General features: G+C 63.1%; 20 protein-coding genes and 1 pseudogene. 12 read left to right on the plus strand and 9 right to left on the minus strand.

Annotated features, from left to right (window positions below; translation table 11 throughout):
• Nucleotides 1–201: 201 nt before the first annotated feature.
• Nucleotides 202–1,200 carry a LacI family DNA-binding transcriptional regulator gene (locus tag A3AY_RS0130710; RefSeq protein WP_018329501.1) on the minus strand — a complete coding sequence of 333 codons (999 nt, stop codon included), beginning with the start codon at nt 1,198–1,200 and terminating at the stop codon, nt 202–204.
• 252 nt (nt 1,201–1,452) lie between these two features.
• Here A3AY_RS0130710 and A3AY_RS0130715 point away from each other — a divergent pair, with 252 nt between their 5' ends.
• Complete coding sequence (locus A3AY_RS0130715; RefSeq protein WP_018329502.1) at nt 1,453–2,229, plus strand: transporter substrate-binding domain-containing protein; 777 nt, start codon at nt 1,453–1,455, stop codon at nt 2,227–2,229.
• 36 nt (nt 2,230–2,265) lie between these two features.
• On the opposite strand, the pseudogene A3AY_RS0130720 reads toward A3AY_RS0130715, so the two are convergent.
• Nucleotides 2,266–2,475, minus strand: a pseudogene (locus tag A3AY_RS0130720) (LacI family DNA-binding transcriptional regulator); the annotation flags it as partial.
• A 243-nt stretch (nt 2,476–2,718) separates the two neighbouring features.
• Here A3AY_RS0130720 and A3AY_RS0130725 point away from each other — a divergent pair.
• From A3AY_RS0130725 to otnK, 4 genes are all read left to right on the plus strand, one after another.
• Complete coding sequence (locus tag A3AY_RS0130725; protein ID WP_018329504.1) at nt 2,719–4,035, plus strand: MFS transporter; 1,317 nt, start codon at nt 2,719–2,721, stop codon at nt 4,033–4,035.
• Nucleotides 4,036–4,104: 69 nt separating this feature from the next.
• Nucleotides 4,105–5,049, plus strand: coding sequence for an L-threonate dehydrogenase (ltnD, locus tag A3AY_RS0130730; protein ID WP_018329505.1), 945 nt, complete (start codon nt 4,105–4,107; stop codon nt 5,047–5,049).
• A gap of 12 nt (nt 5,050–5,061) precedes the next feature.
• Nucleotides 5,062–5,838, plus strand: coding sequence for a 2-oxo-tetronate isomerase (gene otnI, locus A3AY_RS0130735; protein WP_018329506.1), 777 nt, complete (start codon nt 5,062–5,064; stop codon nt 5,836–5,838).
• A gap of 3 nt (nt 5,839–5,841) precedes the next feature.
• Nucleotides 5,842–7,122, plus strand: coding sequence for a 3-oxo-tetronate kinase (gene otnK, locus A3AY_RS0130740; protein WP_018329507.1), 1,281 nt, complete (start codon nt 5,842–5,844; stop codon nt 7,120–7,122).
• A gap of 138 nt (nt 7,123–7,260) precedes the next feature.
• On the opposite strand, the gene A3AY_RS0130750 is transcribed toward otnK, so the two are convergent.
• Both A3AY_RS0130750 and A3AY_RS0130755 read right to left on the minus strand, forming a co-directional pair.
• Entirely contained in the window at nt 7,261–7,602 is a 342-nt protein-coding gene (locus A3AY_RS0130750; protein WP_018329509.1) for a hypothetical protein, read from the minus strand.
• 139 nt (nt 7,603–7,741) lie between these two features.
• The gene (locus A3AY_RS0130755; RefSeq protein WP_018329510.1) at nt 7,742–8,515 is read right to left on the minus strand and encodes a helix-turn-helix transcriptional regulator; all 774 of its coding nucleotides are present in this window, start codon (nt 8,513–8,515) and stop codon (nt 7,742–7,744) included.
• Nucleotides 8,516–8,646: 131 nt separating this feature from the next.
• On the opposite strand from A3AY_RS0130755, the gene A3AY_RS0130760 reads away from it, so the two are divergent.
• From A3AY_RS0130760 to A3AY_RS0130775, 4 genes are all read left to right on the plus strand, one after another.
• Nucleotides 8,647–9,285, plus strand: a complete 639-nt coding sequence (locus tag A3AY_RS0130760) for a LysE family translocator (RefSeq protein WP_018329511.1) — start codon at nt 8,647–8,649, stop codon at nt 9,283–9,285.
• Between the two features lie 184 nt (nt 9,286–9,469).
• Entirely contained in the window at nt 9,470–9,910 is a 441-nt protein-coding gene (locus A3AY_RS0130765; protein WP_018329512.1) for a c-type cytochrome, read from the plus strand.
• Nucleotides 9,911–10,058: 148 nt separating this feature from the next.
• Nucleotides 10,059–10,976 (plus strand): c-type cytochrome, encoded by a 918-nt coding sequence (locus A3AY_RS0130770; protein WP_018329513.1) that lies wholly within the window; start codon nt 10,059–10,061, stop codon nt 10,974–10,976.
• Nucleotides 10,977–11,186: 210 nt separating this feature from the next.
• Nucleotides 11,187–11,525 carry a type II toxin-antitoxin system HicB family antitoxin gene (locus A3AY_RS0130775; protein WP_026204000.1) on the plus strand — a complete coding sequence of 113 codons (339 nt, stop codon included), beginning with the start codon at nt 11,187–11,189 and terminating at the stop codon, nt 11,523–11,525.
• Between the two features lie 280 nt (nt 11,526–11,805).
• Here A3AY_RS0130775 and A3AY_RS0130780 read toward each other — a convergent pair whose 3' ends face one another.
• Entirely contained in the window at nt 11,806–12,309 is a 504-nt protein-coding gene (locus tag A3AY_RS0130780; protein WP_018329515.1) for a GNAT family N-acetyltransferase, read from the minus strand.
• Between the two features lie 378 nt (nt 12,310–12,687).
• Here A3AY_RS0130780 and bla point away from each other — a divergent pair, with 378 nt between their 5' ends.
• Nucleotides 12,688–13,569 carry a class A beta-lactamase gene (gene bla, locus A3AY_RS0130785; RefSeq protein ID WP_018329516.1) on the plus strand — a complete coding sequence of 294 codons (882 nt, stop codon included), beginning with the start codon at nt 12,688–12,690 and terminating at the stop codon, nt 13,567–13,569.
• 47 nt (nt 13,570–13,616) lie between these two features.
• On the opposite strand, the gene A3AY_RS0130790 is transcribed toward bla, so the two are convergent.
• Nucleotides 13,617–15,962, minus strand: a complete 2,346-nt coding sequence (locus A3AY_RS0130790; RefSeq protein ID WP_018329517.1) for a glucose/quinate/shikimate family membrane-bound PQQ-dependent dehydrogenase — start codon at nt 15,960–15,962, stop codon at nt 13,617–13,619.
• A 367-nt stretch (nt 15,963–16,329) separates the two neighbouring features.
• Between A3AY_RS0130790 and A3AY_RS0130795 the strand changes: the two genes are divergently transcribed.
• On the plus strand, nt 16,330–16,620 hold the full coding sequence (locus A3AY_RS0130795; protein WP_026204001.1) for a DUF3175 domain-containing protein: 291 nt from the start codon (nt 16,330–16,332) through the stop codon (nt 16,618–16,620).
• Nucleotides 16,621–16,744: 124 nt separating this feature from the next.
• Entirely contained in the window at nt 16,745–16,984 is a 240-nt protein-coding gene (locus A3AY_RS0130800) for a hypothetical protein (protein WP_026204002.1), read from the plus strand.
• Nucleotides 16,985–17,026: 42 nt separating this feature from the next.
• Here the strand turns inward: A3AY_RS0130800 and A3AY_RS0130805 are convergent, their stop codons facing one another.
• From A3AY_RS0130805 to A3AY_RS0130815, 3 genes are all read right to left on the minus strand, one after another.
• Nucleotides 17,027–18,541, minus strand: coding sequence for a protein adenylyltransferase SelO (locus tag A3AY_RS0130805; protein ID WP_051108450.1), 1,515 nt, complete (start codon nt 18,539–18,541; stop codon nt 17,027–17,029).
• A gap of 203 nt (nt 18,542–18,744) precedes the next feature.
• Entirely contained in the window at nt 18,745–20,067 is a 1,323-nt protein-coding gene (locus tag A3AY_RS0130810; RefSeq protein WP_018329521.1) for a pilus assembly protein TadG-related protein, read from the minus strand.
• 243 nt (nt 20,068–20,310) lie between these two features.
• Entirely contained in the window at nt 20,311–21,267 is a 957-nt protein-coding gene (locus A3AY_RS0130815) for a homocysteine S-methyltransferase family protein (RefSeq protein WP_026204004.1), read from the minus strand.
• Nucleotides 21,268–21,379 lie beyond the last annotated feature (112 nt).

Here is a 21,379-nt window from a genome sequence, read left to right on the forward strand (position 1 = left end):
GGCACCTTCTCCCCGCCAAAGCGGTGAGAAGGGAACTTGCCGCACCGTAGCCATTCGTTTGCAGCCGGGCCGGGCTGTCCCCTCTCCCCGCTTGCGGGGAGAGGGTTAGGGTGAGGGGCAAGAACGGCCTGTTCGCGGTCGTGTCCTGTGCCGATAGAATCGTCAAACCTCTCTATCTTCTTGTTTTACGCAATTCCGATGTCAGGCGGTGGCCCCTTCGATCAGTTCGAAGCCGAGGTCGACCACCTGGGGTGGCGCATTGGTGACGACAAGCTGTGCGGCTACCTGTCCGGTCGCCACGCGCGGCGTGCGGATGGTCGACAGCGGCTGCGGCGTCGCCCGACCGATATCCAGCCCGTTATAGCCGAAGATGGCAAGCTGTCCGGGGATCGAGATCCCCCGCGCCAGACAGTGGAAATAACCGCCCAGCGCCATGTCGTCGTTGGAGAAATAAACCGCATCGAGGTCGGGGGTGCGGGCAAGCAACCGCTCCAGCCCCAGCCTGCCGTTCTCCACCGATGATGCCCCGGCGAGAATTTCGCGGTCGGCGAGGGGGGCGTCGCCCGTTCCGAGTGTTTGGCAAAAGCCGGCAAAGCGCTTGCCGGCGCGGGTGTCGCGGTTGAGGTCGTGGCCGACATAGCCGATCCGGCGATAGCCCCGCTTGAGCAGGAAGGCGGCGCTTTCGCGTCCGGCCGCGCCGTTCGAGAACCCGACCGCCAGATCAAGCGCATCGCCGTCGACATCGAGCATTTCCACGATCCGGCAACCGCTCGCACGCAGCATCTTCACCGTACCCTCGGTGTGCTCGTATCCCGCCAGCATCACCGCCGCCGGCCGCCAGGCGAGCATCGCGGCGGCGAGCGCTTCCTCCTTTGTCGGATCATAATCGGTGACGGAGAAAACCGCCTGGTACCGGTTTTCCTCCAGAACGGCGCTGGCGCCGCGCAGCACGTCGGGAAAGACGATGTTGGACAGCGAGGGAATGACGAAGGCGACAAGGCGCGAAGTGGTGGAAGCCAGCGTTCCCGCGATCCGGTTCGGCACATAGCCGAGCCGCTCGACGGCGGCAATCACCCGGTCCCGCGTCTTGCCGGAAAACGAACCGTGGTTGCGCAGCACGCGCGAAACCGTGCTCTCGCCGACGCCTGCTGCGTCTGCGACCTCGGCAAGCGTTACCGTCGCCTGATGTTTGAATTCCATCGTCACAACTTCAATCCAAGCTCTCGGGCCGGGTAGCGGCATGGCCACCCGAAGACCCTCCGCGCCGCCACCATTTTTCACCACTGGCGCCAAGAAGCAAGATATTTTTGGCAGCGCTACCATCGCTGTTGGCAGCGCTGCCAAAATGGGTTAAAGAAAATGGCGGCGCCGCCAAAAATGGCCTGGCGTGCCGCGGGAGGACCGCCAGGGGACCGCTTTGCGGGCCGCTCTAGAAACCGATTGAGAGGGACAATGGTGAAATCCTATCTTGCGGCGGCTGCCTTGGTGGCCTTGACCCTTACGGCGAGCGCGGCCTGGGCTGCGGACGGTGCTCTGGCAGAGATCCAGAAGGCCGGCGTGATCAGGATCGGCACGACCGGCGACTACAAGCCTTTCAGCTACAAGGGCGCCGATGGCAGCCTCACTGGCGCGGATATCTCGATGGCCAAGGATCTGGCTGCGAGCCTCGGCGTGAAGGCGGAGTTCGTGACCACCACCTGGAAAACGATGCTGGACGACTTCAAGGCCGGCAAGTTCGACGTTGCGCTCGGCGGCATCACAGTGAACCCTGCACGGGCAGAGGTTGGCGACTTTTCCGTTTCGAACGTCAGCGACGGCAAGCGACCCATCGCCCGATGTGCGGACAAGGACAAATACACGACGCTGGAGGCGATCGATCAACCCACGGTACGGGTAATCGTCAATCCGGGCGGCACCAATGACAAATTTGCGCATCAGCATTTCAAGAAAGCGCCGATCGAAGTTTTCCCTGACAACAAGGTGATCTTCGGCCAGATCGCCGCAGGCAAGGCCGATGTGATGGTGACCGACGGCGTCGAGGTGGATCTGCAATCCAAATTGAACGCCGGCGTACTGTGCCCGGTGGCGGTCAAAGAGCCGTTTACGCACTTCGAAAATGCGTATTTGCTTCGCAAGGACCCTGCCTTGAAAGCCGCGGTGGATGCTTTCATGCGTAAGGAACTAGATAGCGGCAACTGGAAGAAGAAGCTCGACGCGGCGATGCAATGAGCTTGCCCTGCCGGCGTCTATAAGCCGGCATTGGGAGGCGACAAGGCGCGAAGCGGTGGAAGCCAGCGTTCCCGCGATCCGGTTCGGCACATAGCCGAGCCGCTCGACGGCGGCCATCACCCGGTCCCGCGTCTTGCCGGAAAACGAACCGTGGTTGCGCAGCACGCGCGAAACCGTGCTCTCGCCGACGCCTGCTGCGTCTGCGACCTCGGCAAGCGTTACCGTCGCCTGATGTTTGAATTCCATCGTCACAACTTCAATCCAGGCTCTCGGGCTGGGTAGCGGCATGTCCACTCGAGGACCCTCCGCGCCGCCACCATTTTTCACCACTGCCGCCAAGAAGCAAGATTTTTTTGGCAGCGCTACCAATTTCATGTTGGCAGCGCTGCCAAAATGGATTAATGAAAATGGCAGCGCTGCCAAATCATGGCTTGGCGTGCCGCGGGAGGAACCGACAGGAGACCGCGGCAACAATTGGAGGAGAGAATCATGACGCTGCAGACGCAGGCGCCAGTCGTTGGCGTACATCCCGCCCAGGCGGTGGAAGACCGTGCCTATGGCAAGGTATTCTGGAGAATCGTGCCCTTTTTGATGTTGTGCTACGTGGTTGCCTATCTCGACCGCGTCAATGTCGGCTTCGCCAAGCTGCAGATGTCGAGCGAGCTCGGCCTCTCCGAGGCGGCCTACGGCATCGGCGCAGGCATTTTCTTCATCGGCTATTTTCTGTTTGAAGTGCCGAGCAACGTCATCATGAACAAGGTCGGTGCGCGTGTGTGGATCGCCCGCATCATGATCACCTGGGGCATTATTTCCGCCGCCTTCATGTTCACCTCGTCGGAAACCGTCTTCTATGTCCTGCGTTTCCTGCTGGGCGTTGCCGAGGCCGGATTTTTCCCCGGCATCATTTTGTACCTGACCGCTTGGTATCCGGCCAATCGCCGGGCCCGGATCATCACCACCTTCATGTCCGCAATCCCGATATCCGCCATTTTCGGCAACCCGCTTTCGGGTCTCCTGATGGATAGTTTCCACGGCACGCACGGTCTTTCCGGCTGGCAGTGGATGTTCCTGATCGAAGCCATCCCGGCCATCCTTTTCGGCGTCGCCACCTTCTTCTACCTCGATGATAACATCCGCGCCGCGAAATGGCTGGACGAAGACGAAAAGGCCGTTCTGACGGCCAATATCGAAGCCGAAAACCGGACCAAGGTCTCGAGCCCCCACAGCATTGCCGGAACCCTCACCGACCGCCGGGTCTGGCTGATGTGCCTGATCTATTTCTGCTTCGTGCTTGGACAATACGGCCTGAATTTCTGGATGCCGTCGATCGTCAAGGCCTCGGGCGTCACCGGAAACCTGAACATCGGCCTGATTTCCGCGATCCCCTACATCTGCACCTTCGTCGCGATGCTGGCGCTCGGACGCTCCGCCGACCGGCTGCGCGAACGGCGGTGGCACCTCGTCATCCCCGCGCTCATCGCCGCCGGTGGCTTTGTCGCGGCGACCATGGCAACGAGCACGACGGTCTCGATCGTCTGCCTATCGCTGGCCGCTGCGGGCGCCATCAGTTGCGCGCCGCTGTTCTGGTCGCTTCCAACCGCCTTTCTCGCCGGTACCGGCGCCGCGGCCGGGATCGCCTGGATCAATTCGGTCGGAAATCTTGCCGGGTTCCTCGGGCCGTTCCTGGTCGGCTATCTGAAGGACTTTACCGGCACCAACAGCGCCGGCATGTATCTGCTGGCCGCAGCGCTGGTCATCGGTTCGCTGGCCGTGTTGACGGTGCCGGCAAAAACCGTCAATCGCTAGACATCGACCCCTCCGCATGGCCACATCCGGAGGGGCAGCTCTTCCCTTACAAGACTGGAGAACATCGCCATGTCACCGCTTGCTGAAAACTCCGGCCCCGTCGTCGTCGCGGCCGTCATCGGTCTTGGTTCCATGGGCCTTGGAATGGCCCGGTCGATGAAGCGCGCCGGTCTCGACGTCGTCGGCTACGACATTACCCCCGCGGCGGTGGATCGCTTCATCGCTGACGGTGGACGCGGCGCAGCCACGCCCGCCGCCGCGGCAAGGGACGCCGACATTGTCGTCTCCGTCGTCGTCAACGGCGCGCAGACCGAGGCCGTGCTGTTCGGCCCCGAGGGTGTCGCGGCCACGATGAAGCCCGGAGCCGTCTTCATCTCCTCGGCGACCATGGATCCGGCTGTCGCGCGCGATCTGGCGCAACGGGCGGAGGCTCTCGGCCTGCATTATCTAGACGCACCGATTTCGGGTGGTGCCGCCAAGGCTGCGAGCGGCGCGCTGACGATCATGGCATCCGGCTCCAAACAGGCGTTCGACACGGCCCGCCCGGGTCTCGACGCCATGGCCGGCAAGGTCTACGAGCTCGGCGACGCGGCCGGAACCGGCGCTGCCTTCAAGATGATCAACCAGCTTCTCGCCGGCGTGCACATCGCGGCTGCCTGCGAGGCGATCACGTTTGCCGCCAGGCAGGGCCTCGACCTCGACAAGGTCTATGAGGTGATCACCGCCTCTGCCGGCAATTCATGGATGTTTGAAAACCGCGTGCCGCATGTGCTGGCCGGAGACTATACTCCGTTGAGCAGCATCGAGATTTTCGTCAAGGATCTTGGCATCGTCCAGGACATGGCCCGCTCGGAGCGCTATCCGGTGCCGCTGGCGGCCGCTGCCCTGCAGATGTATCTCGCCGCCTCGGGTGCCGGCATGGGCCGTGACGACGATTCCTCGCTCGCGCGCCTCTACGCCCAGCTCTCGGGCGCCCAGTTGCCCGGTGCGGCCAACGAGCCGGAGAAGCAGTAAAGGAACGCCACCATGCCGGTTTTCGCCGCCAACCTGACGATGATGTTCAACGAATGGCCGTTCCTCGACCGCTTCGACGCCGCGGCCGATGCCGGCTTTGCCGCCGTCGAATATCTCTTTCCCTATGAAGCCCCGCCGGAGGCGATCGCCGAACGGCTTGCCCGCAACAATCTGCAGCAGGCCTTGTTCAACCTGCCGCCGGGCGACTGGGCGGGAGGCGAGCGCGGTATCGCGACGCTTCCCGGACGGTTCGAGGCATTGAAGTCGGATGTCGAGCGGGCGCTGGACTATGCGGCAGCGACGGGCGTCAGGCGGTTGCATCTCATGGCCGGTCTTGCCGATCCCCATGACGAGGATGCGGCCTCATCCTACCGCCGCTCGGTCGCCCACGCTGCCGGGCGGCTTGCGGAAATGGGCATCGACCTCCTGCTTGAGCCGATCAACGGGCGAAACATGCCGGGATATTTCCTCAATGATTTCGGTATCGCCGAAAAACTGATCGCAGACCTCGGCCTGCCGAACCTGAAATTGCAATTCGATATCTATCACCGCCAGGTCATCCATGGTGACGTGACGATGGCCTTGCGCCGCCTCATGCCGATCACCGGCCATATCCAGATCGCCAGCGTGCCGTCACGCAACGAGCCGGATGGGGAGGAGCTCAACTATCCCTATCTGTTCGAGGAAATCGACCGCCTCGGCTATGACGGTTTCATCGGCTGCGAATACATCCCGCGCGGCCACACGCTGGACGGCCTTGGCTGGTTCAGACCTTTTGCACGGAGCTAGACGATGGCTATATTGCTCGGATCAATCGCTGACGACTACACGGGCGCGTCCGATCTCGCCAACACGCTGACGAAGAACGGCCTGCGCACGGTGCAGACGGTCGGTATCCCCGATCCGTCGCTCTCGCTGCCGGATGTCGACGCCGTCGTCGTTTCCCTGAAGATCCGCTCTGTCGCGGCCGCCGACGCCGTGGCTGCGGCGACCAAGGCCGAACTGTGGCTGCGCGGGCGCGGTGCGGCGCATGTGCTGTACAAGATCTGCTCGACCTTCGATTCCACCGATGCTGGCAATATCGGTCCGGTCACCGAGGCATTGAGCGACGCCGTGGGCGGCGGCTTGGTGGTGGTGACGCCAGCCTTTCCGGAAACGGGACGCACCGTCTATCTCGGCCATCTCTTCGTCGGCGGGCAGCCGCTGAACGAAAGCCCGCTCAAGGATCATCCCCTCAACCCGATGCACGACGCCAATCTCGTTCGCGTGATGGCGAGACAGTCGCGTGGCGCCGTCGGGCTTGTCGATCTGGCGTCGATCGGGGCGGGAGCCGATGCGGTCCGAGCCCGGCTCGAGGCCCTGCGTGCGGCGGGTGTCACGACGGCGATAGCGGATGCGGTCTTCGAACGCGACCTCGAGACGCTCGGCGAGATCGCGCTGGAAACGCCGGTGTCCACCGGCGCGTCGGGTCTCGGGCTTGGCCTCGCCCGCGCCCTCGTCCGATCCGGCCGGGTATCGTCCGCGGTGACGACAACGGCGGACGCCATTCGCCCGGTGGGCGGGCTTGCCGCGGTCGTTGCCGGCAGTTGCTCCAGGGCGACGCTGCGGCAGCTCGAGGTCGCCGAACAGTCGATGCCGGTTCTGCGGCTCGACCCGGAAAAACTGCTTGCCGGTCCCGACGAGATTGCCACGGCGATTTCCTGGGCGGGAGACCGCATTTCCGCCGGCCCCGTTGTCGTCGCCGCGAGTGCTGCGCCGGAAACCGTGTCCCGGCTGCAAGCGCAATACGGACGCGACGCCTCCGGCCACGCGATCGAAACCGCAACCTCGATCATCGCCGCCGAACTGGTGGCACGGGGCGTGCGGCGCCTGGTCGTCGCCGGCGGCGAAACCTCCGGTGCCGCGGTCGACAGGCTCGCCATTCCGGCCTTCCTGATCGGCCCGGAAATCGCTCCCGGCGTGCCCGTGCTGCGCACGGTCGGCAATGCGCAAGGCGACATGCTGCTGGCGCTGAAATCAGGAAACTTCGGCGGCGAGGATTTCTTCACCGCCGCGCTGGCGATGATGCACTGACGGGGGCTGCGCGTCAGCTCTTACAGCGCCGCGCGGCAGGTATGAGCCAGGACAAGGCGCGCCTCTCAATGTAGCTGCTGTCGGACCTGTTTCCGGCGATGGAGGCCATGATTTCCTTTTGGATCTGCGTCAGTGCCATCAGCGTCCGTCTCCGAGCTGGGAGACCATTTTTCGTCCCATTGCATAAGCTCGCGCATCCCCGCGCTCCATCAGAGCGTTGGCGACAACGCGCGCCTTCTGCCGAAGATCGGGCAATGTTTCGATGTCGATGTTGTCGAAAACTCTCAGCCCATACCTCTCGGTCGCAATCCTGATGAATTCCGCCAGACGAGCCTTCTCGGCCCGGTGCGCGGAGCGAAATTCTGCCGCAACATTCACGATGTCATCTCGGCGTGCTCTGGGAACGAGAACTTCGACCCTGACGAGATCGGATGCTCCTCCGGTCTCGCGATACCTCTTGATGCGCTCTTTCACAGGCATGGCCACAGCTCCGACATGGTGCCAATATACGCGTATCCGGGATACGTATCAAGCTTTTATATTTGTTACGAAAAGATCGAATTTTTCAATTTTTGGTGCCGCGCCTTGATCCGAGACAACAACACCAGTCGACTCTCCGTCATCCCGACCGCGGCATGTTCGGGATAGTGCGAGCCGTCCCCGCCGCTTCTTCCGGCGACGGCGTTCGGCGGACCGCATCGTCCGCCATGCTGTTCACCCGCCATCCCCTGATCCACAAGTCCCGGAGGCCGTCGCCTTCGCCGCGAAAATGGCTGTCCGTTACCGCGCAATGCTCCACCCGGTCGGCGCGGAAATTGCGGATGGCGGTGCGCAGCTCGCACCAGGCGACGACCACGGCGGTTGCCGAATAGTAGATCAGCGCCAGCGGCCGGATCGTGCGCTGGCTTGGCCTCCCGAACTCGTCGCGATAATCGAGGAGCAGTTTCTGCTCGTCGCGGATCGCCCGGCGCACCAGCGCGAGATCGAGCCCTGAGGGCGGCGGCGCGATCGTCCCCCAGGCATGCAGCGCGTTGGAGCGCATGGCCTGCCTGAGCGGCGCGGGCAGGGCGCCGGCGATCTTCTGGCTGACGCGCTTGGCGGCGTCCTTCAGTTCCTCGTCGCCGGTGCGCTCCAGTAGCGCCAGGGCCAGCACGATCGCCTCCGTCTCCTCGATCGAAAACATCAGCGGCGGCAGGTCGAAGCCGGGCCGGAGAATGTAGCCGATGCCGCGCCCGCCCTCGATCGGCACCCGCATCGCCTGCAGCGCTGCAATGTCGCGGTAGATCGAACGGACGGTCACTTCGAGGCTTTCGGCGATCTGCGCGGCCGTCACCGGTTTTGTCGCCAGCCGCAGGATCTGGATGATCTCGAACAGTCGCGATGCCTTGCGCATGGTTTTCCTCGTTGCGCGAAACGCTCCTGACAGAACCCTGTCAGTTGGGTGAGGCTATACCACGTTCCCAAGTGTTTGAAAAACAACGCTGCGCTCACTGCAGCACATCTCTTGACAGACGGACAACTGACATGACCTACGCGGAAAATCTCTGGCTCTTCTTCACCCTTCTCTTCGGCATCATCATCGTGCCGGGCATGGACATGGTCTTCGTCATGGCCAATGCCTTGACGGGCGGGCGGGCGTCCGGCCTGACTGCGACGGCGGGCATCATGGCGGGCGGTGTCTTCCATACGCTCTATGCGGCGCTCGGTGTCGGCCTGCTTTTGCACATGGTGCCGCAACTCTTCAACCTGCTGCTGCTGTTCGGGGCCGCCTATATCGCCTGGATCGGCTTTTCCCTTGTGAGAAGCAGCATCGCCATCGCCTCGGTCGAGCCCGGCGCCCGGCTGTCGCTCTGGACGAGCTTTCGCCGTGGCGCCTTGACCAGCATCCTCAATCCCAAGGCCTACCTGTTCATGCTGGCCGTCTATCCGCAATTTCTGAAGCCGCAGTTTGGCCCCCTTTGGTCGCAGGCGCTGATCATGGCGATCATGATCTCGGTCACCCAACTGGCGGTCTATGGCAGCCTTGCGCTTGCCGCGGGGCGCAGCCGCGACGTGCTCATCGCCAGCCCGCGGGCGACGGCGCTGGTCGGCAAGTCGGCCGGCGTGGTGCTGATTGTCGTTGCCGCATTGACCGCCTGGCAGGGCTGGACGTCCGTTGCGTGAAGGCGGCAGCACAAAACTGGAGTGATAAACTCCTGTTAATTCAGTCTGTTGCAGCAGCCGGTCCTGAACGCGATCTCAAAAAAATGTTACTTCCTTCGTCAATGCAAAATGCAATCATGCCGGCGCATCGAGAGGAATGGCCGCGTCAATATCCGTCACGGCTATGTCGGACAGGGAGAATTTCATGCAATTGAAAGCCGTGCTTTTTGCAATCGTCATCGCCGGTGTCGCCGGCGCCGTTACGGCTGCGGACGAACCGCAGGTGGTCCGCCAGGCGCTGATGAAGGGGGTCGGCCAATCGACGGGCGCGCTCGTGGCCATCGCCAAGGGGGAAAAACCCTATGACAGCGCCGTCGTTAAGGCGTCGCTGGAAACGATCAGCAAAAACGTCAAGGCCTTCCCCGATCAGTTCCCGCCCGGTTCGGAAACCGGAATGGAATCGGAAGCCAGCCCGAAGATCTGGGAGAACATGGACGACTTCAAGGCCAAGGCAGCCAAGCTTGGTGCCGATGTCGACGCGACCCTCGCCCAGATTCCCGCCGACCAGGCCGGTGTCGGTGCAGCGCTCGGCGCGATCGGCAAGAATTGCGGCGGCTGTCACGAGACCTACCGCCTCAAGAAATGAGGCGGCGGGTCGTTTCCAGCTAAAAATGGTTCGATGCCGTGCCGGGCTCCAAGCCCGGCGCGGCGCAATAGTTTCGACGGCGTCCGGTGCGCGTCCTGTTTGACGCGCGGCGCTGTCGTGTTTCGCAAGGGGCAGGAGGATGGCGCTGATGGGCGCACGGGTTCGCAAGCTGGTGTCGGCGGTGGTGCTGTTCGGCGCGACGGCCGGTGGCGTCGCCTGGTTCCTGACCAAGCCCGAGCCGTGGCCGGCCGCCCATTGGGAAGGGCTCGGCGAACCGGATCTCGCCAATGGCGAGCGGGTCTTCTGGGCCGGCGGCTGCACCAGTTGCCACGCGGCACCGAAAACGGAAGGCGACGCCAGGCTGGTGCTATCAGGCGGGCTGCCGCTGAAGAGCCCGTTCGGCACCTTCCATGTTCCCAACATTTCGCCGGATGAATCGGCCGGTATCGGCAGCTGGACGCTCGCTGAATTCGGCACCGCGATGACGCGCGGCGCAGGCCGGAACGGCGAACATCTCTACCCGTCCTTTCCCTACGGCTCCTATGCCCGGCTGACGTCCAAGGACGTCAATGACCTCTGGGGCTTCCTGAAAACGCTGCCGAAAAGCACCAATGTCGCGCCGCCGCATGATCTGCGGTTTCCCTACAACATCCGCCTGGTCCTCGGCGGCTGGAAGCTCCTGTTCTTCACCGACAAGCCGCGCGTGACGGTCGACACCGGCAATCCGAAGCTCGCCCGCGGCCAGTATCTGGTCGAAGGTCCCGGCCATTGCGGCGAATGCCACACCCCGCGCAACACCCTCGGCGGCTTCGAGGCGGATCGGTGGCTGGCGGGTGCGCCAAACCCGGAAGGCGAGGGCCGCATCCCCAACATCACCCCGGGCTCGAAGAGCATCGGCGCATGGAGCGAGAGCGACATCGTCACCTATCTCGAGACCGGCTTCACGCCCGATTTCGATTCGGTTGGTGGCTCGATGGTCGAGGTGCAGAAGAACCTCGCCAGACTGCCGGCGGGCGATAGGGAGGCTATCGCGGCGTATCTGAAGGCGGTGCCGGCGAGGGAATAGTAAAATGCTTGCATTTATTGCTAGCATTCCTTAAAGTGATAGCATTCAGCAAACAAAGGAAGACGCTTGCCGCGAGGGCAACGGTTCGCGCGTAAGATTTTCCTTCGCAGCCGAGGTGGAAAGTTTTCATCGGCCGCATCCGGCGAAGGAAGCCAAGCGCTATCAAGTTCGCACAGCGCGGGAATTCCTGCTTCGCATAGGAGTAGAGCCTTGAACATAATGTCTTACAAGGGCTATGCCGCCCGGATCGAATATGACGCCGAAGATGAGATTTTCTTCGGCAAGCTCGCGGGCATAACCGATGGCATAGGTTTTCACGCCGATACGGTCGCGGATCTTAAAGTCTCGTTCCACGAGGCCGTTGACGATTATATCGAAACCTGTGCCAAGATCGGCAAAGATCCGCAAAGAACCTATTCCGGCAAGATGATGTTCCGTGTTGACCCGGAAGTGCATGCCCGGGCCGCCAAGGCTGCGGAACTCTCCGGCAAAAGCCTCAACCAGTGGGCGGCGGAGGTACTGGCAAAAGCCGCGTCGAAAGCGGCTTGAGCCACCGTGTCCTTTGTGCGCCTGAACAGAGCACACGGCAGTGGCCGTGTCGCCCCCTCTGCCCTGCCGGGCATTTCCCCCTCAAGGGGGGGAGATTGGCGTAGGGCTGGCTTCTTGCTCCTAATCTCCCCCCCTTGAGGGTCCCTTGAGGGGGAGATGTCACGAAGTGACAGAGGGGGTATTCCCGGTGTTGTCGTATACCGTGCGTCTGGACGCACGGCGCTGAAGGAGCGAACCCTGAAATATGCTGCGCCGAGAATGCCTGCTAGTGCGCGCCGTCTCACGCCAGCGCCTGCAGATAGCGCATTCCGGTCACCGGGCCCGGCGTGAAGTTTTCCGATTCGTAGAAGCGGTGTGCCTGGAAATTGCCGGTGGCGGCGCTGACGGAGAGGTAGGTCGCGCCGGCCATGCGGGCCTGTTCGCGGGCCTTTCCGACGAGATGGCGGCCGATGCCGGTGCCGCGATGGGCCGGGCGGACGTAGAGCTGGTGCAGTTCCATGCCGCGGGCTCCCTGCTGGGCGCGGTAGAGCGGCACGAGAATGGTATAGCCGATCAGTTCGCCGCCGGCTTCGGCAACCAGCGCGGTGATCCACGGCATGCGGCCGAACAGGTCGCGTTCCAGATGCTCCGGGGTCACGGCAGCCGTATCGCCGTGATGGGCGGCAAGCTCGGCGATCATTTCGGCAAGCTCGGCCAGGTCGCGGCTCTTGGCGGCGCGGATGGTCACCATCGGCGCGCGGGTGGCCGGATGGGCATGATGTGTCGGAATGGCGGTCTGCAGCATGTCGAGGCTCCTGAATGGCTTTCCGCCATCAGGTGCCGTCCAAAAACAAAAGCCGCCTGATGGCGGCTTGTTGAACGAGATCAGTCAGCCGCACCTATGGGAGCAGCGTAAAATACCAGCGGGCGATGTTTGCGGTTCTGATCATGGCGGGCAATTTCGCCTTTTCGGGAATTTTGTCAACCGGAAATCGTGCCACCGTTAATTTTTGTGGTCGAAACAAGATTGCGGGACGCCATCTTTCCAGCAAAGAGCAGCCACATTCGCTGCCTACCGATCATCATCAGCGACAGCGCCGGTCCGTTGAGAAGTGTCTAATATTCGTCATTCTTATCAATGGCTTGCCGTCGCTTCCAGATTCATTACGGGAGAACCCATCGCATGTCGTTCACGCTCCGTCGCCGCTCCTTCATCATCGGCTCCAGCCTGCTTCTGCCCATCGCCGGCCTCGGTGCCGGTCCCGCCTTTTCCGCCGAGAACGACATCAATCGACAGCTTGCTAGCCTGGAAAAGCGCACCGGCGGCCGCCTTGGGGTTTCCGTCCTCGATACCAAGAGCAACGTCTCCTTCGGCCATCGCCAGGACGAGCGCTTCGCCATGTGCTCGACCTTCAAGGCACTGGCCGCCGCTTTCGTGCTGGCGCGTGTCGACAAGGGGCAGGAGACGCTCGGCCGGCGCATTGTCGTTTCGAAGGCGGATCTCCACGCCCATTCGCCGGTCGCCGAAAAGCACGTCGGCGACGGCATGACGGTCGGTGAACTCTGCGACGCCGCCGTCACCTACAGCGACAATGCCGCCGCCAACCTTATTCTGGCGAGTTTCGGCGGGCCGGACGGGCTGACGGCCTGGCTGCGCTCGATCGGCGACGAGACGACGCGGCTCGACCGTACCGAGCCCGCCCTCAACGAGGCGAAGCCGGGCGATCCGCGCGATACGACGACACCGGCGGCGATGATGCGCACCCTTGGAAAACTGCTGCTCGAAGACGTGCTGTCGCCGTCCTCCCGCGACCAGTTCGCCGCCTGGCTCGTCGCCAACAGGACGGGCGACCGGCGGCTGAGGGCAGGGCTTCCCACCAACTGGACGATCGGCGAGAAGACCGGCACAAGCGGCCATGGGGAAGCGGGCGATGTCGGCTTCATGCGCCCGCCCAAGGGCCAGACGATCCTGGCTTCCGTCTACATCGCCGAAGCGCCAAAGCCGGTGAAGGAACTCGAGCCGATCTTTGCCGAGGTCGGCAAGTTGATCGCCGGGATGGCGTGACGGGCAGGGGAGGTTTCCCGCACTCGTCTCGTGAACTCAAGCGGCAGCTATTCCTTCGGCAGCCTGTAGGCGATCACATAGTCGCCGGGCGTCGTGCCGACCGAGCCGTGGCCGCCGGCGACCATCAGGATGTACTGCGTGCCGTCGGCGGTGGCATAGCTCATCGGCGTCGACTGGCCGCCAGCCGGAAGGCGTCCCTCCCAGAGCACCCTGCCGGTCGTCAGGTCATAGGCGCGCAGATAGTTGTCGACGGCGGCACCGAGGAAGGCCAGGCCACCCTTGGTGATCATCGGCCCGCCGATGCCCGGCACGCCGACCTTGAAGGGCAGGGGCAGCGGCGTCATGTCATGGACGGTGCCGTTGCGGTGCTTGTAGGCGATCTCGCCTGTCTTCAGGTCGACGCCGGCGACATAGCCCCAGGGCGGTGCCTGGCACGGGATCTTCAGCGGCCCGAGGAAGGGACCCATGAAGACGCCATAGGGCGCACCGTCATTGCGGTTCAGCCCCTGTTCCGATCCCTTCTGCGACTGCTCCTTTGGCGGGATCTGTTCGCGCGGAACGAGCCTTGAGGTAAAGGCGAGATAGGTCGGCATGCCGAACATCACCTGGCGCTCCGGATCGACCGCCACCGCGCCCCAGTTGAAGACGCCGAAATTGCCGGGATAGACGAGCGTGCCCTCGAGCGACGGCGGCGTGTATCGCCCTGCATATTTCAGCCGCTGCAGGTTGATCCGGCAGGCGAGCTGGTCGAACATCGTCACGCCCCACATGTCCTTGCCCGTCAGCGGCGGCGGCGAGAAGGAAAGGTCGGAGATCGGCTGCGTCGGCGCTGTGAAATCCTCCGGGATGGCGCCGGTCGGGGCGGGGATTTCCTTGATCGGGATGATCGGCTCGCCGGTCCGCCGGTCGAGCACGTAGAGGTCGCCCTGCTTGGTCGGTCCGACGAGTGCCGGCACCGGCTGGTCGTCCTTGCCGGTGATGTCGATCAGCACCGGCTGGGCCGGCACGTCCATGTCCCACAGGTCGTGATGCACGGTCTGGCGCACCCAGCGCACCGCGCCGGTGTTGATGTCGAGCGCCACGATGGAGGAGGCGTATTTCTCGACATGCTCCGAGCGGCCCATGCCGAGCTGGTCTGGCACCTGATTGCCCATCGGCAGGTAGACGAGACCGAGCTTTTCGTCATAGCTGAAGACGGACCAGCTGTTGGGCGAATTGGTGGTGTAGGTCTGGCCTTGCGGCAGCGGCGTTGTCACGTCCGGATTGCCCGAATCCCAGTTCCAGACCAGCGCGCCGCTGTCGACGTCGAAGGCGCGGATGACCCCGGACTGCTCCTCGGTCGAATAGTTGTCGTTGACTGCACCGCCGATGATGATCTTGCCGGCCACGATCACCGGCGGCGAGGTGGAATAGTAGTAGCCGGCCGGATTGTATTTCATTCCCTCTTCGAGATGCAGCACGCCCTGGTCGGCAAAGTCCTTGCAGACCAGGCCGTTCGCGGCGTCGAGCGCGATCAGGCGCGCATCCGAGGTCGGCAGGTAGACGCGCTCGGCGCAGGGGCTGCCGGCGGTTGCGGCTGGATCGGCATGATAGCTGACGCCGCGGCAGGTCTGGTGCTGCCGGTCCGGGTTCATGCCGGAGTTGGAATCGAATTTCCATTTCTCCTTTCCGCTCGCCGCATCGAGCGCGATCGCCCAGTTGTGCGGCGTGCAGAGATAGAGCGTGTCTCGCACCTTCAGCGGCGTCACCTGATAGGTCGTCTCGCCGACATCGTCGGGCAGCTTCACGTCGCCGGTCTGGTATTGCCAGGCGACTTCCAGCGTACCGACGTTGTCCGGCGTGATCTGCCCAAGCGGCGAATAGCGCTGGCCATAGGAGGTGCGGCCATATTGATGCCAGTCCCCCTCCGGAACATTGCCGCCGAGATCGGGCGTGGCCGCAGCAGCGGCGACAGGCAATTCGCCTGCAAGGTCAAGCGGGTCCTGCGTCATCGAATAGCCGGCAACGGCGATCGCGGCGATGAAGGCGGCGGCAAGCGGCAGGGCGCCGGCCGCATAGACCTCTCCTGACGGGCTTGCAAACCCGAGGCGGCGACGGATGGCCGGCAAGAGGAGCCAGAGGCCGAGGAGGATGATCACGCCGCCGCGCGGGCCGAGTTGCCACCAGTCGAAACCGACTTCCCAGATCGCCCAGCCAAGCGTGCCGAGAATGAGCAGGGCATAGACGATGAGCGCCGCGCTGCGCCGCCTGAACAGGAGAAAGGCGGTCAGCAGAAAGCCGAGGCCGGCAATCACGTAATACCAGCTGCCGCCAAGCACGGCGAGCCAGAGCCCGCCTGCGCCGAGCGCCAGCCCGATCAATGCGAAGACGAGGGCCGTCAAAGTGATCAACATGAATCGTCTCCCGTTCCGGATGCCGCGCCGTGTTGCGTCGTGTCGAGGTTCAATCGCCGCGTGCCGTCACCGGACATATCGCGAAGCCCCTGCCTTTCAATGGCAGCCTTCGCGAAGACTGCGGAATAAGGCAGCGGCCATAGGCGCTTAGGAGATGCAGATGCAGTGTTGACGGGGATGACGCTCGCCTCGCTACGCCCGCAAACGGGGAGGGGACGAGGGAGGCCGCCGCTTCTCCATTCTCCCCGTTCACGGAGAGAAGGTGGCCGACAGGCCGGATGAGGGCAGGGTTTCCGCACCGCCTGCACCGACGGAACAAGGCAGCGCGCTTGCGGGTTTTTCCTCGAAACGATCGATGGAGCCGACAATGCCGAAAAAGAAGCACAAGAAATGGTCGCGGCACGTGACCGAGACCAGCAATGCCATGGACCTGGAAAAGGATGTGTTCCGCTCCCATGACCCCGAGGAAATCGCGCGATCGCTGAAACATTCGGCCGAGACGAGCGACCGGCGCAAATCGAACCCGTTTCGATCTGCCATGTCGATGCTGAATTTCTACATCAACCGCGCCGGCAGGAACCTGCCCCGCAAGCAAAGGAAGGTTCTCGAGGATGCCAAGGGCGAATTGCGAAGGGATTTTGGCCGCGATCCGAAATAGCCCGGCGCCGAACGGGCAAAGGACGCTGTAGCACTTTCAAAAACCTGCATAACGTCGCAAATCGATTCCGCTTTTCCAGGCAATGCAGTAGATCATCCGCGTCGTGATTTACAACGAGGCTGATATGAAGAGATTGCTGTTTGTTCTCCTGGTTGCGGTTGTTGCCGGCGTCGCCGTCATCGGTGGGCGCTGGTGGATCTATGTCACCAACACCAGCGATCCGCTGGACGAGGTGGGCATCGAGCTGAACAGCCGCATGCCGGAGCCGCTGCGCAAATGGGGCTGCGCCCGGTTGAAGGCGAATTTCAGCGCTCGGCTGCCGCCTTATGGCTGCGCGGCAACCGGAGGCACGGCCTGGGAATAGGCGCTGAAGGCGAGCCGCCGGCGAAGCGCCGACTGCTCGTCATCACGTGCCGCAGAACGTGCGGAACACTTCCTCGGCGGGGGCCGGCGGCGCGGCGTAGGCCGAAAAGCCGGGCTGCTCCTCATAGGGTTTCGCAAGCACCGAAAGCAGCGCCTCGAACAGCGAGAAGTCGCCATCGTCCTCGGCCGCGCGGATGGCCTGCTCGATGCGGTGGTTGCGCGGAATGTAGGCCGGGTTGACCAGCCGCATCGCCTGCGCCCGTTCGCGCGGCGTCGCTTGTGCCTCGCGCGACAGCCGGGCGCGCCATTCGGCAAGCCAAGGGCCGAGTGCCGTCGGGTCGGAGAAGGTGGCAGCAAAGGCGTGCTCTGCCGTGTCGCTCTCGGCCACGTCGGCAAGCCGCCGGAAGGTCAGGGTGAAATCCGCCTGTCCTTCCTTCATCTGCCTCAGGAGGCCCTGGACAAGATCGAGGTCGCCGTCTTCTTCGCCGATCAGGCCGATCTTGGCTTTCATGCCGGCGAGCCAATGGGTCTGGAAGCGCGGACCATAGCCGGCGATCACGTCGTTGGCGAGATTGACCGCCTCGGATGGTTCCGGGTCGAGGAGCGGCAGCAGCGTTTCGGCCAGCCGCGCCAGGTTCCACTGGCCGATCGCCGGCTGGCTGGCATAGGCATAGCGCCCGCCCTGGTCGATCGAGGAGAACACCTTGGCCGGATCATAGGCGTCGAGAAAGGCGCAAGGGCCGAAGTCGATCGTCTCGCCGGAGATGGCGCAATTGTCGGTGTTCATCACGCCATGGATGAAGCCGACGCCAAGCCAGCGCGCAATCAGCGCCGCCTGGCGCTCCGCGACCGTCTCAAGCAGCGCCAGATAGGGGCGCTCCTGTCCCTTGATCTGCGGGTAGTGCCGGTCGATCACATAGTCCGCCAGCGTCTTGACACCTTCGGTATCGCCACGCGCGGCAAGAAACTGGAAGGTGCCGACGCGGATATGGCTGGCTGCGACGCGGGTGAAGACGGCACCGGGCAGCACGCGTTCGCGGTAGACCGGCTCGCCGGTGACCACGGCCGCCAATGCCCGGGTTGCGGGAATGCCGAGCGCATGCATCGCCTCGCTGACGATATATTCCCGCAGCACCGGCCCGAGTGCGGCGCGTCCGTCACCGCGGCGGGAGTAGGGGGTCTTGCCGGCGCCTTTCAGCTGGATGTCACGGCGCACGCCGTTCCTGTCGATCACTTCGCCAAGCAGGATCGCCCGGCCGTCGCCGAGCAGCGGCACGAACTGGCCGAACTGGTGCCCGGCATAGGCCATGCCGAGCGGCTCGGCGCCTTCGGGAACGCTGTTGCCGGAAAAGACCTGGGCGCCATCGCGCTCCAGCGCATCGGCATTAAGGCCGAGCTCTTCAGCCAGCGGCCGGTTGAACTTGATCAGCCACGGTTCCGCCACCGGCGTCGGATGGACGCGCGCGAGAAAATGCGCCGGCAGCCGCGCATAACTGTTGTCGAACGGAATCGGTGCAACCGCAGTCGTTCTTTCCGATTTCGGTTGGGTATGGTCCATGCCGCCTGATCTCCATCGGAAGCCGTGTCCGTCATCGGCTTGCGAATGATAGCGCATTCGCAAGCTGAAGGTCAGCCGGATATCGTGCGTGCGGGCCTGCATTGCAAGGCCTTGTTGCGCGCCGCTGGTCGATGGGATCATGCCGGCGTTTTGCGTCGGCGCCAGCCCCTCGCTGCCGAGGGGCCGGCATTATCGCGCCTTGGTCATTGCACCAGGCGAACGGCGCCGGGATTGTTGATTTTCATGTTTGCCAGCTCCGGATCGCAGTTCATCTTGAAATAGCTGTTTCCGGTAAGGGTGATCTCCTGCGCGATCAGGCGAATGCACTCTCCGCCCGTGGCGCCGTTTCCGGAATACTGGATCTCCTGCGTGTCCGGCATGTAGACGATCCCGGTCAGCGAGGATGCGCTGTTGCCGTTGATCACGGCCGGTTCCGTGTTGCCATGCTCCGCGACGATGGAAAACCCGGCCCAGGTTCCTGAGAGCGATGGCGTGATGTGGAACGTCGCACCGCCGTGAATAACGAGCTTGGCATCGTCGAGCAGGAAAAACGTGACGCCGGAACCGGTCACCACCGATTGGCTGGTCAACTGCAGGGAGCCGCCATCGATGAAATAGTTGCCGGGCTCCAGCTTGATTGCGCCCTTGAGCTCGAGACTCCCATAGGTCCCTGGCTTCAAGGTCACGACGTAATCGGCGTTGTTTGTTTTCGGGGTCTTGCCGGTGCCATTGCAATCCCCGTTGCCGCCGCCGCCGTCGACGAAGTTTTGACCGCAACCGGAAAGGTCGACCCACGCGCCCGTGGCCGGGAGTTTTTTGTACTTGAACGGATCCGGGACCCGAGACGATTTCTCGTGTGGAGCCGGACAGGCCAGTTGCACGGCAGCGGGGTCGATCGATATGCCGCCCGCAGAAAACAGACATTCGGCCTTCAGGCTGCCCGAGCCGCCGACATAGATCGCCTGCCCATCGATGGAGTTGGCGGTGATGGTACAGCCGCTCATATCGATATTGGCGCTGCCGCTGACTTCGAAGGCCCGGTATTTTGTCGAGTGAAGGGCAAGAATGCACGCCTCTGTTCCCGGCACCCGGGCGGCAATGGCGCGCTTGCTGATCTCAAAGGGAAGCCGCTCCAGAAACATGGGTTTGTAATTGAACCCGTAGGCCGCCGTTGCCGTGTCCTCGAGAGCGCCATGAGCGAGTGACAGGCTGAAACTCGACAGATCGTCTTCCTCGGGCAGCGGCTCGGAGTTTTGCGGAACGGCGAAATTGCCGAAAAAGACCGCGCTTGCTTCCTTGGTCGCTTCTTCTTCGCTGGAACCTTCACCGAAGGATCGGACTGCCGAAAGGGCGGCACTGTCGAGCGCCGCCTGCAGTTTCGTTGCTTCGACGTAGGCGGCTCCAAGGTCAATCACCATCGCGGCGGTTCCGATGACCGGAACGAATGCGATGGCGGTAAGAGTGGCGAAATTACCCGATTCGTCGTCGAGGAAATGATCGATGCACGTCTTCGATGGCCACCGCATAGCTACCCCCTCTATTTGGACTGGCAATGAAGACCAACATTACGCATCGCTAATGGGTAAAGAATTAAGCAATTCGTTAAGATTGTCTGATCTTGCAATCATGAGGATTCTGGTCATGATTAAGCAAATCAACCTGAAATGGTATTCGTGACGTCGGGGTAATGCCGGCCGCCGTCACGGGATGCATATCTCTCCTGGCCAATTACGCCCTTCGGTCGACCGTGTCGGAGGGGAAATCCAGCGTCAGGCGCTCAATCGATTGTCTGCAAAGCAGGCTTCGCAGATGGCAGCCACATGGCGATGGTCGGTGCCGCAGCAGCCGCCGAGGACCCTGAGTTGCGGCATCTGGCGCGTGAGTTGCCGGTAGCGCCGGCCGAGGTCGGCGGGATCGCCGGCATCCAGCGTCTCGCTTTCGTCGAGCTCCTGATGGCTCATCTTCGAGGCATTGGCGCGGATGCCGCCGATCCGTTTCAGCCACGCCCCGTCGCCGGCGACGACATCGTCGAAATGGCTCGGATGGGCGCAATTGATCATGTAGTAGAGCGGGTAGGCGCCGGTCGCCGCATCCACCGCCTCGATCGCCTGCCTCAGCGTCCGGCCGGTGACAAGATTGCCGTCCGTTTCCACCGTAAAGGAAATCACGCACGGCATCTTCATCCGCCTGGCAGCGCGCGCGATGCCGATCGCCTCGTCAATGCTGGTCAGCGTGAAGGCGGTCACCATGTCGGCGTCGGTGCCGGCGAAGGTCTCGATCTGCGTTGCGTGATAGGCCTCGGCTTCCTCGGCATCCATGTTGCCGGCTTTATAACCGTCGCCGCGCGGACCGATGGCGCCGCTGATGACGATCGGCGCGCCGGGCCGCTCATAATCGGCGCGAAGCTCGCTCAGCAGTTCCACCGCATCCTCGTTGGCTGCCCTCAGCGCCTCCGCGCTATAGCCGAGCTTTGCGCCCCAGTCCGGATTGGACCGCCAGGTTGCCGTGTCGAGCACGAAGCCGGTTCCGTTTTTCCCGGCGATGTCGAGATAGCGGACGTAATAGTCCCTCAGCTGCCGGCGGCCCGCCGGCTCGGCCAAAAGCACGAAGGAGGCGAAATGCGGCAGGTCTGCGCCCTCGTGAAAGATCAGCGTGGTCTCCATGCCGCCATCGGTAAGATACATGCCGCCCTTCAACTGCGGCAGGTCGTGTCGGTATTTGCTCACGGTCTTCATCCTCCCTTGTCGTTCGCGGCAGCGTCGAAAGGCGTCGCCAGGTGCGAGGATTCTTGCCGTTTTATCTCCTGCGAAAATAGAGGACTTGCGGTATACTGGCGAG

It is taken from the genome of Rhizobium giardinii bv. giardinii H152 (assembly GCF_000379605.1).
GTDB lineage: Bacteria > Pseudomonadota > Alphaproteobacteria > Rhizobiales > Rhizobiaceae > Pararhizobium > Pararhizobium giardinii.

Coding starts and splice junctions, on each gene's coding strand:
- A3AY_RS0130710 (WP_018329501.1), bottom strand. CDS start 1,200: ATGGAATTCAAACATCAGGCGACGGTAACGCTTGCCGAGGTCGCAGAC.
- A3AY_RS0130715 (WP_018329502.1), top strand. CDS start 1,453: ATGGTGAAATCCTATCTTGCGGCGGCTGCCTTGGTGGCCTTGACCCTT.
- A3AY_RS0130725 (WP_018329504.1), top strand. CDS start 2,719: ATGACGCTGCAGACGCAGGCGCCAGTCGTTGGCGTACATCCCGCCCAG.
- ltnD (WP_018329505.1), top strand. CDS start 4,105: ATGTCACCGCTTGCTGAAAACTCCGGCCCCGTCGTCGTCGCGGCCGTC.
- otnI (WP_018329506.1), top strand. CDS start 5,062: ATGCCGGTTTTCGCCGCCAACCTGACGATGATGTTCAACGAATGGCCG.
- otnK (WP_018329507.1), top strand. CDS start 5,842: ATGGCTATATTGCTCGGATCAATCGCTGACGACTACACGGGCGCGTCC.
- A3AY_RS0130750 (WP_018329509.1), bottom strand. CDS start 7,602: ATGCCTGTGAAAGAGCGCATCAAGAGGTATCGCGAGACCGGAGGAGCA.
- A3AY_RS0130755 (WP_018329510.1), bottom strand. CDS start 8,515: ATGCGCAAGGCATCGCGACTGTTCGAGATCATCCAGATCCTGCGGCTG.
- A3AY_RS0130760 (WP_018329511.1), top strand. CDS start 8,647: ATGACCTACGCGGAAAATCTCTGGCTCTTCTTCACCCTTCTCTTCGGC.
- A3AY_RS0130765 (WP_018329512.1), top strand. CDS start 9,470: ATGCAATTGAAAGCCGTGCTTTTTGCAATCGTCATCGCCGGTGTCGCC.
- A3AY_RS0130770 (WP_018329513.1), top strand. CDS start 10,059: ATGGGCGCACGGGTTCGCAAGCTGGTGTCGGCGGTGGTGCTGTTCGGC.
- A3AY_RS0130780 (WP_018329515.1), bottom strand. CDS start 12,309: ATGCTGCAGACCGCCATTCCGACACATCATGCCCATCCGGCCACCCGC.
- bla (WP_018329516.1), top strand. CDS start 12,688: ATGTCGTTCACGCTCCGTCGCCGCTCCTTCATCATCGGCTCCAGCCTG.
- A3AY_RS0130790 (WP_018329517.1), bottom strand. CDS start 15,962: ATGTTGATCACTTTGACGGCCCTCGTCTTCGCATTGATCGGGCTGGCG.
- A3AY_RS0130795 (WP_026204001.1), top strand. CDS start 16,330: ATGCCGAAAAAGAAGCACAAGAAATGGTCGCGGCACGTGACCGAGACC.
- A3AY_RS0130800 (WP_026204002.1), top strand. CDS start 16,745: ATGAAGAGATTGCTGTTTGTTCTCCTGGTTGCGGTTGTTGCCGGCGTC.
- A3AY_RS0130805 (WP_051108450.1), bottom strand. CDS start 18,541: ATGGACCATACCCAACCGAAATCGGAAAGAACGACTGCGGTTGCACCG.
- A3AY_RS0130810 (WP_018329521.1), bottom strand. CDS start 20,067: ATGCGGTGGCCATCGAAGACGTGCATCGATCATTTCCTCGACGACGAA.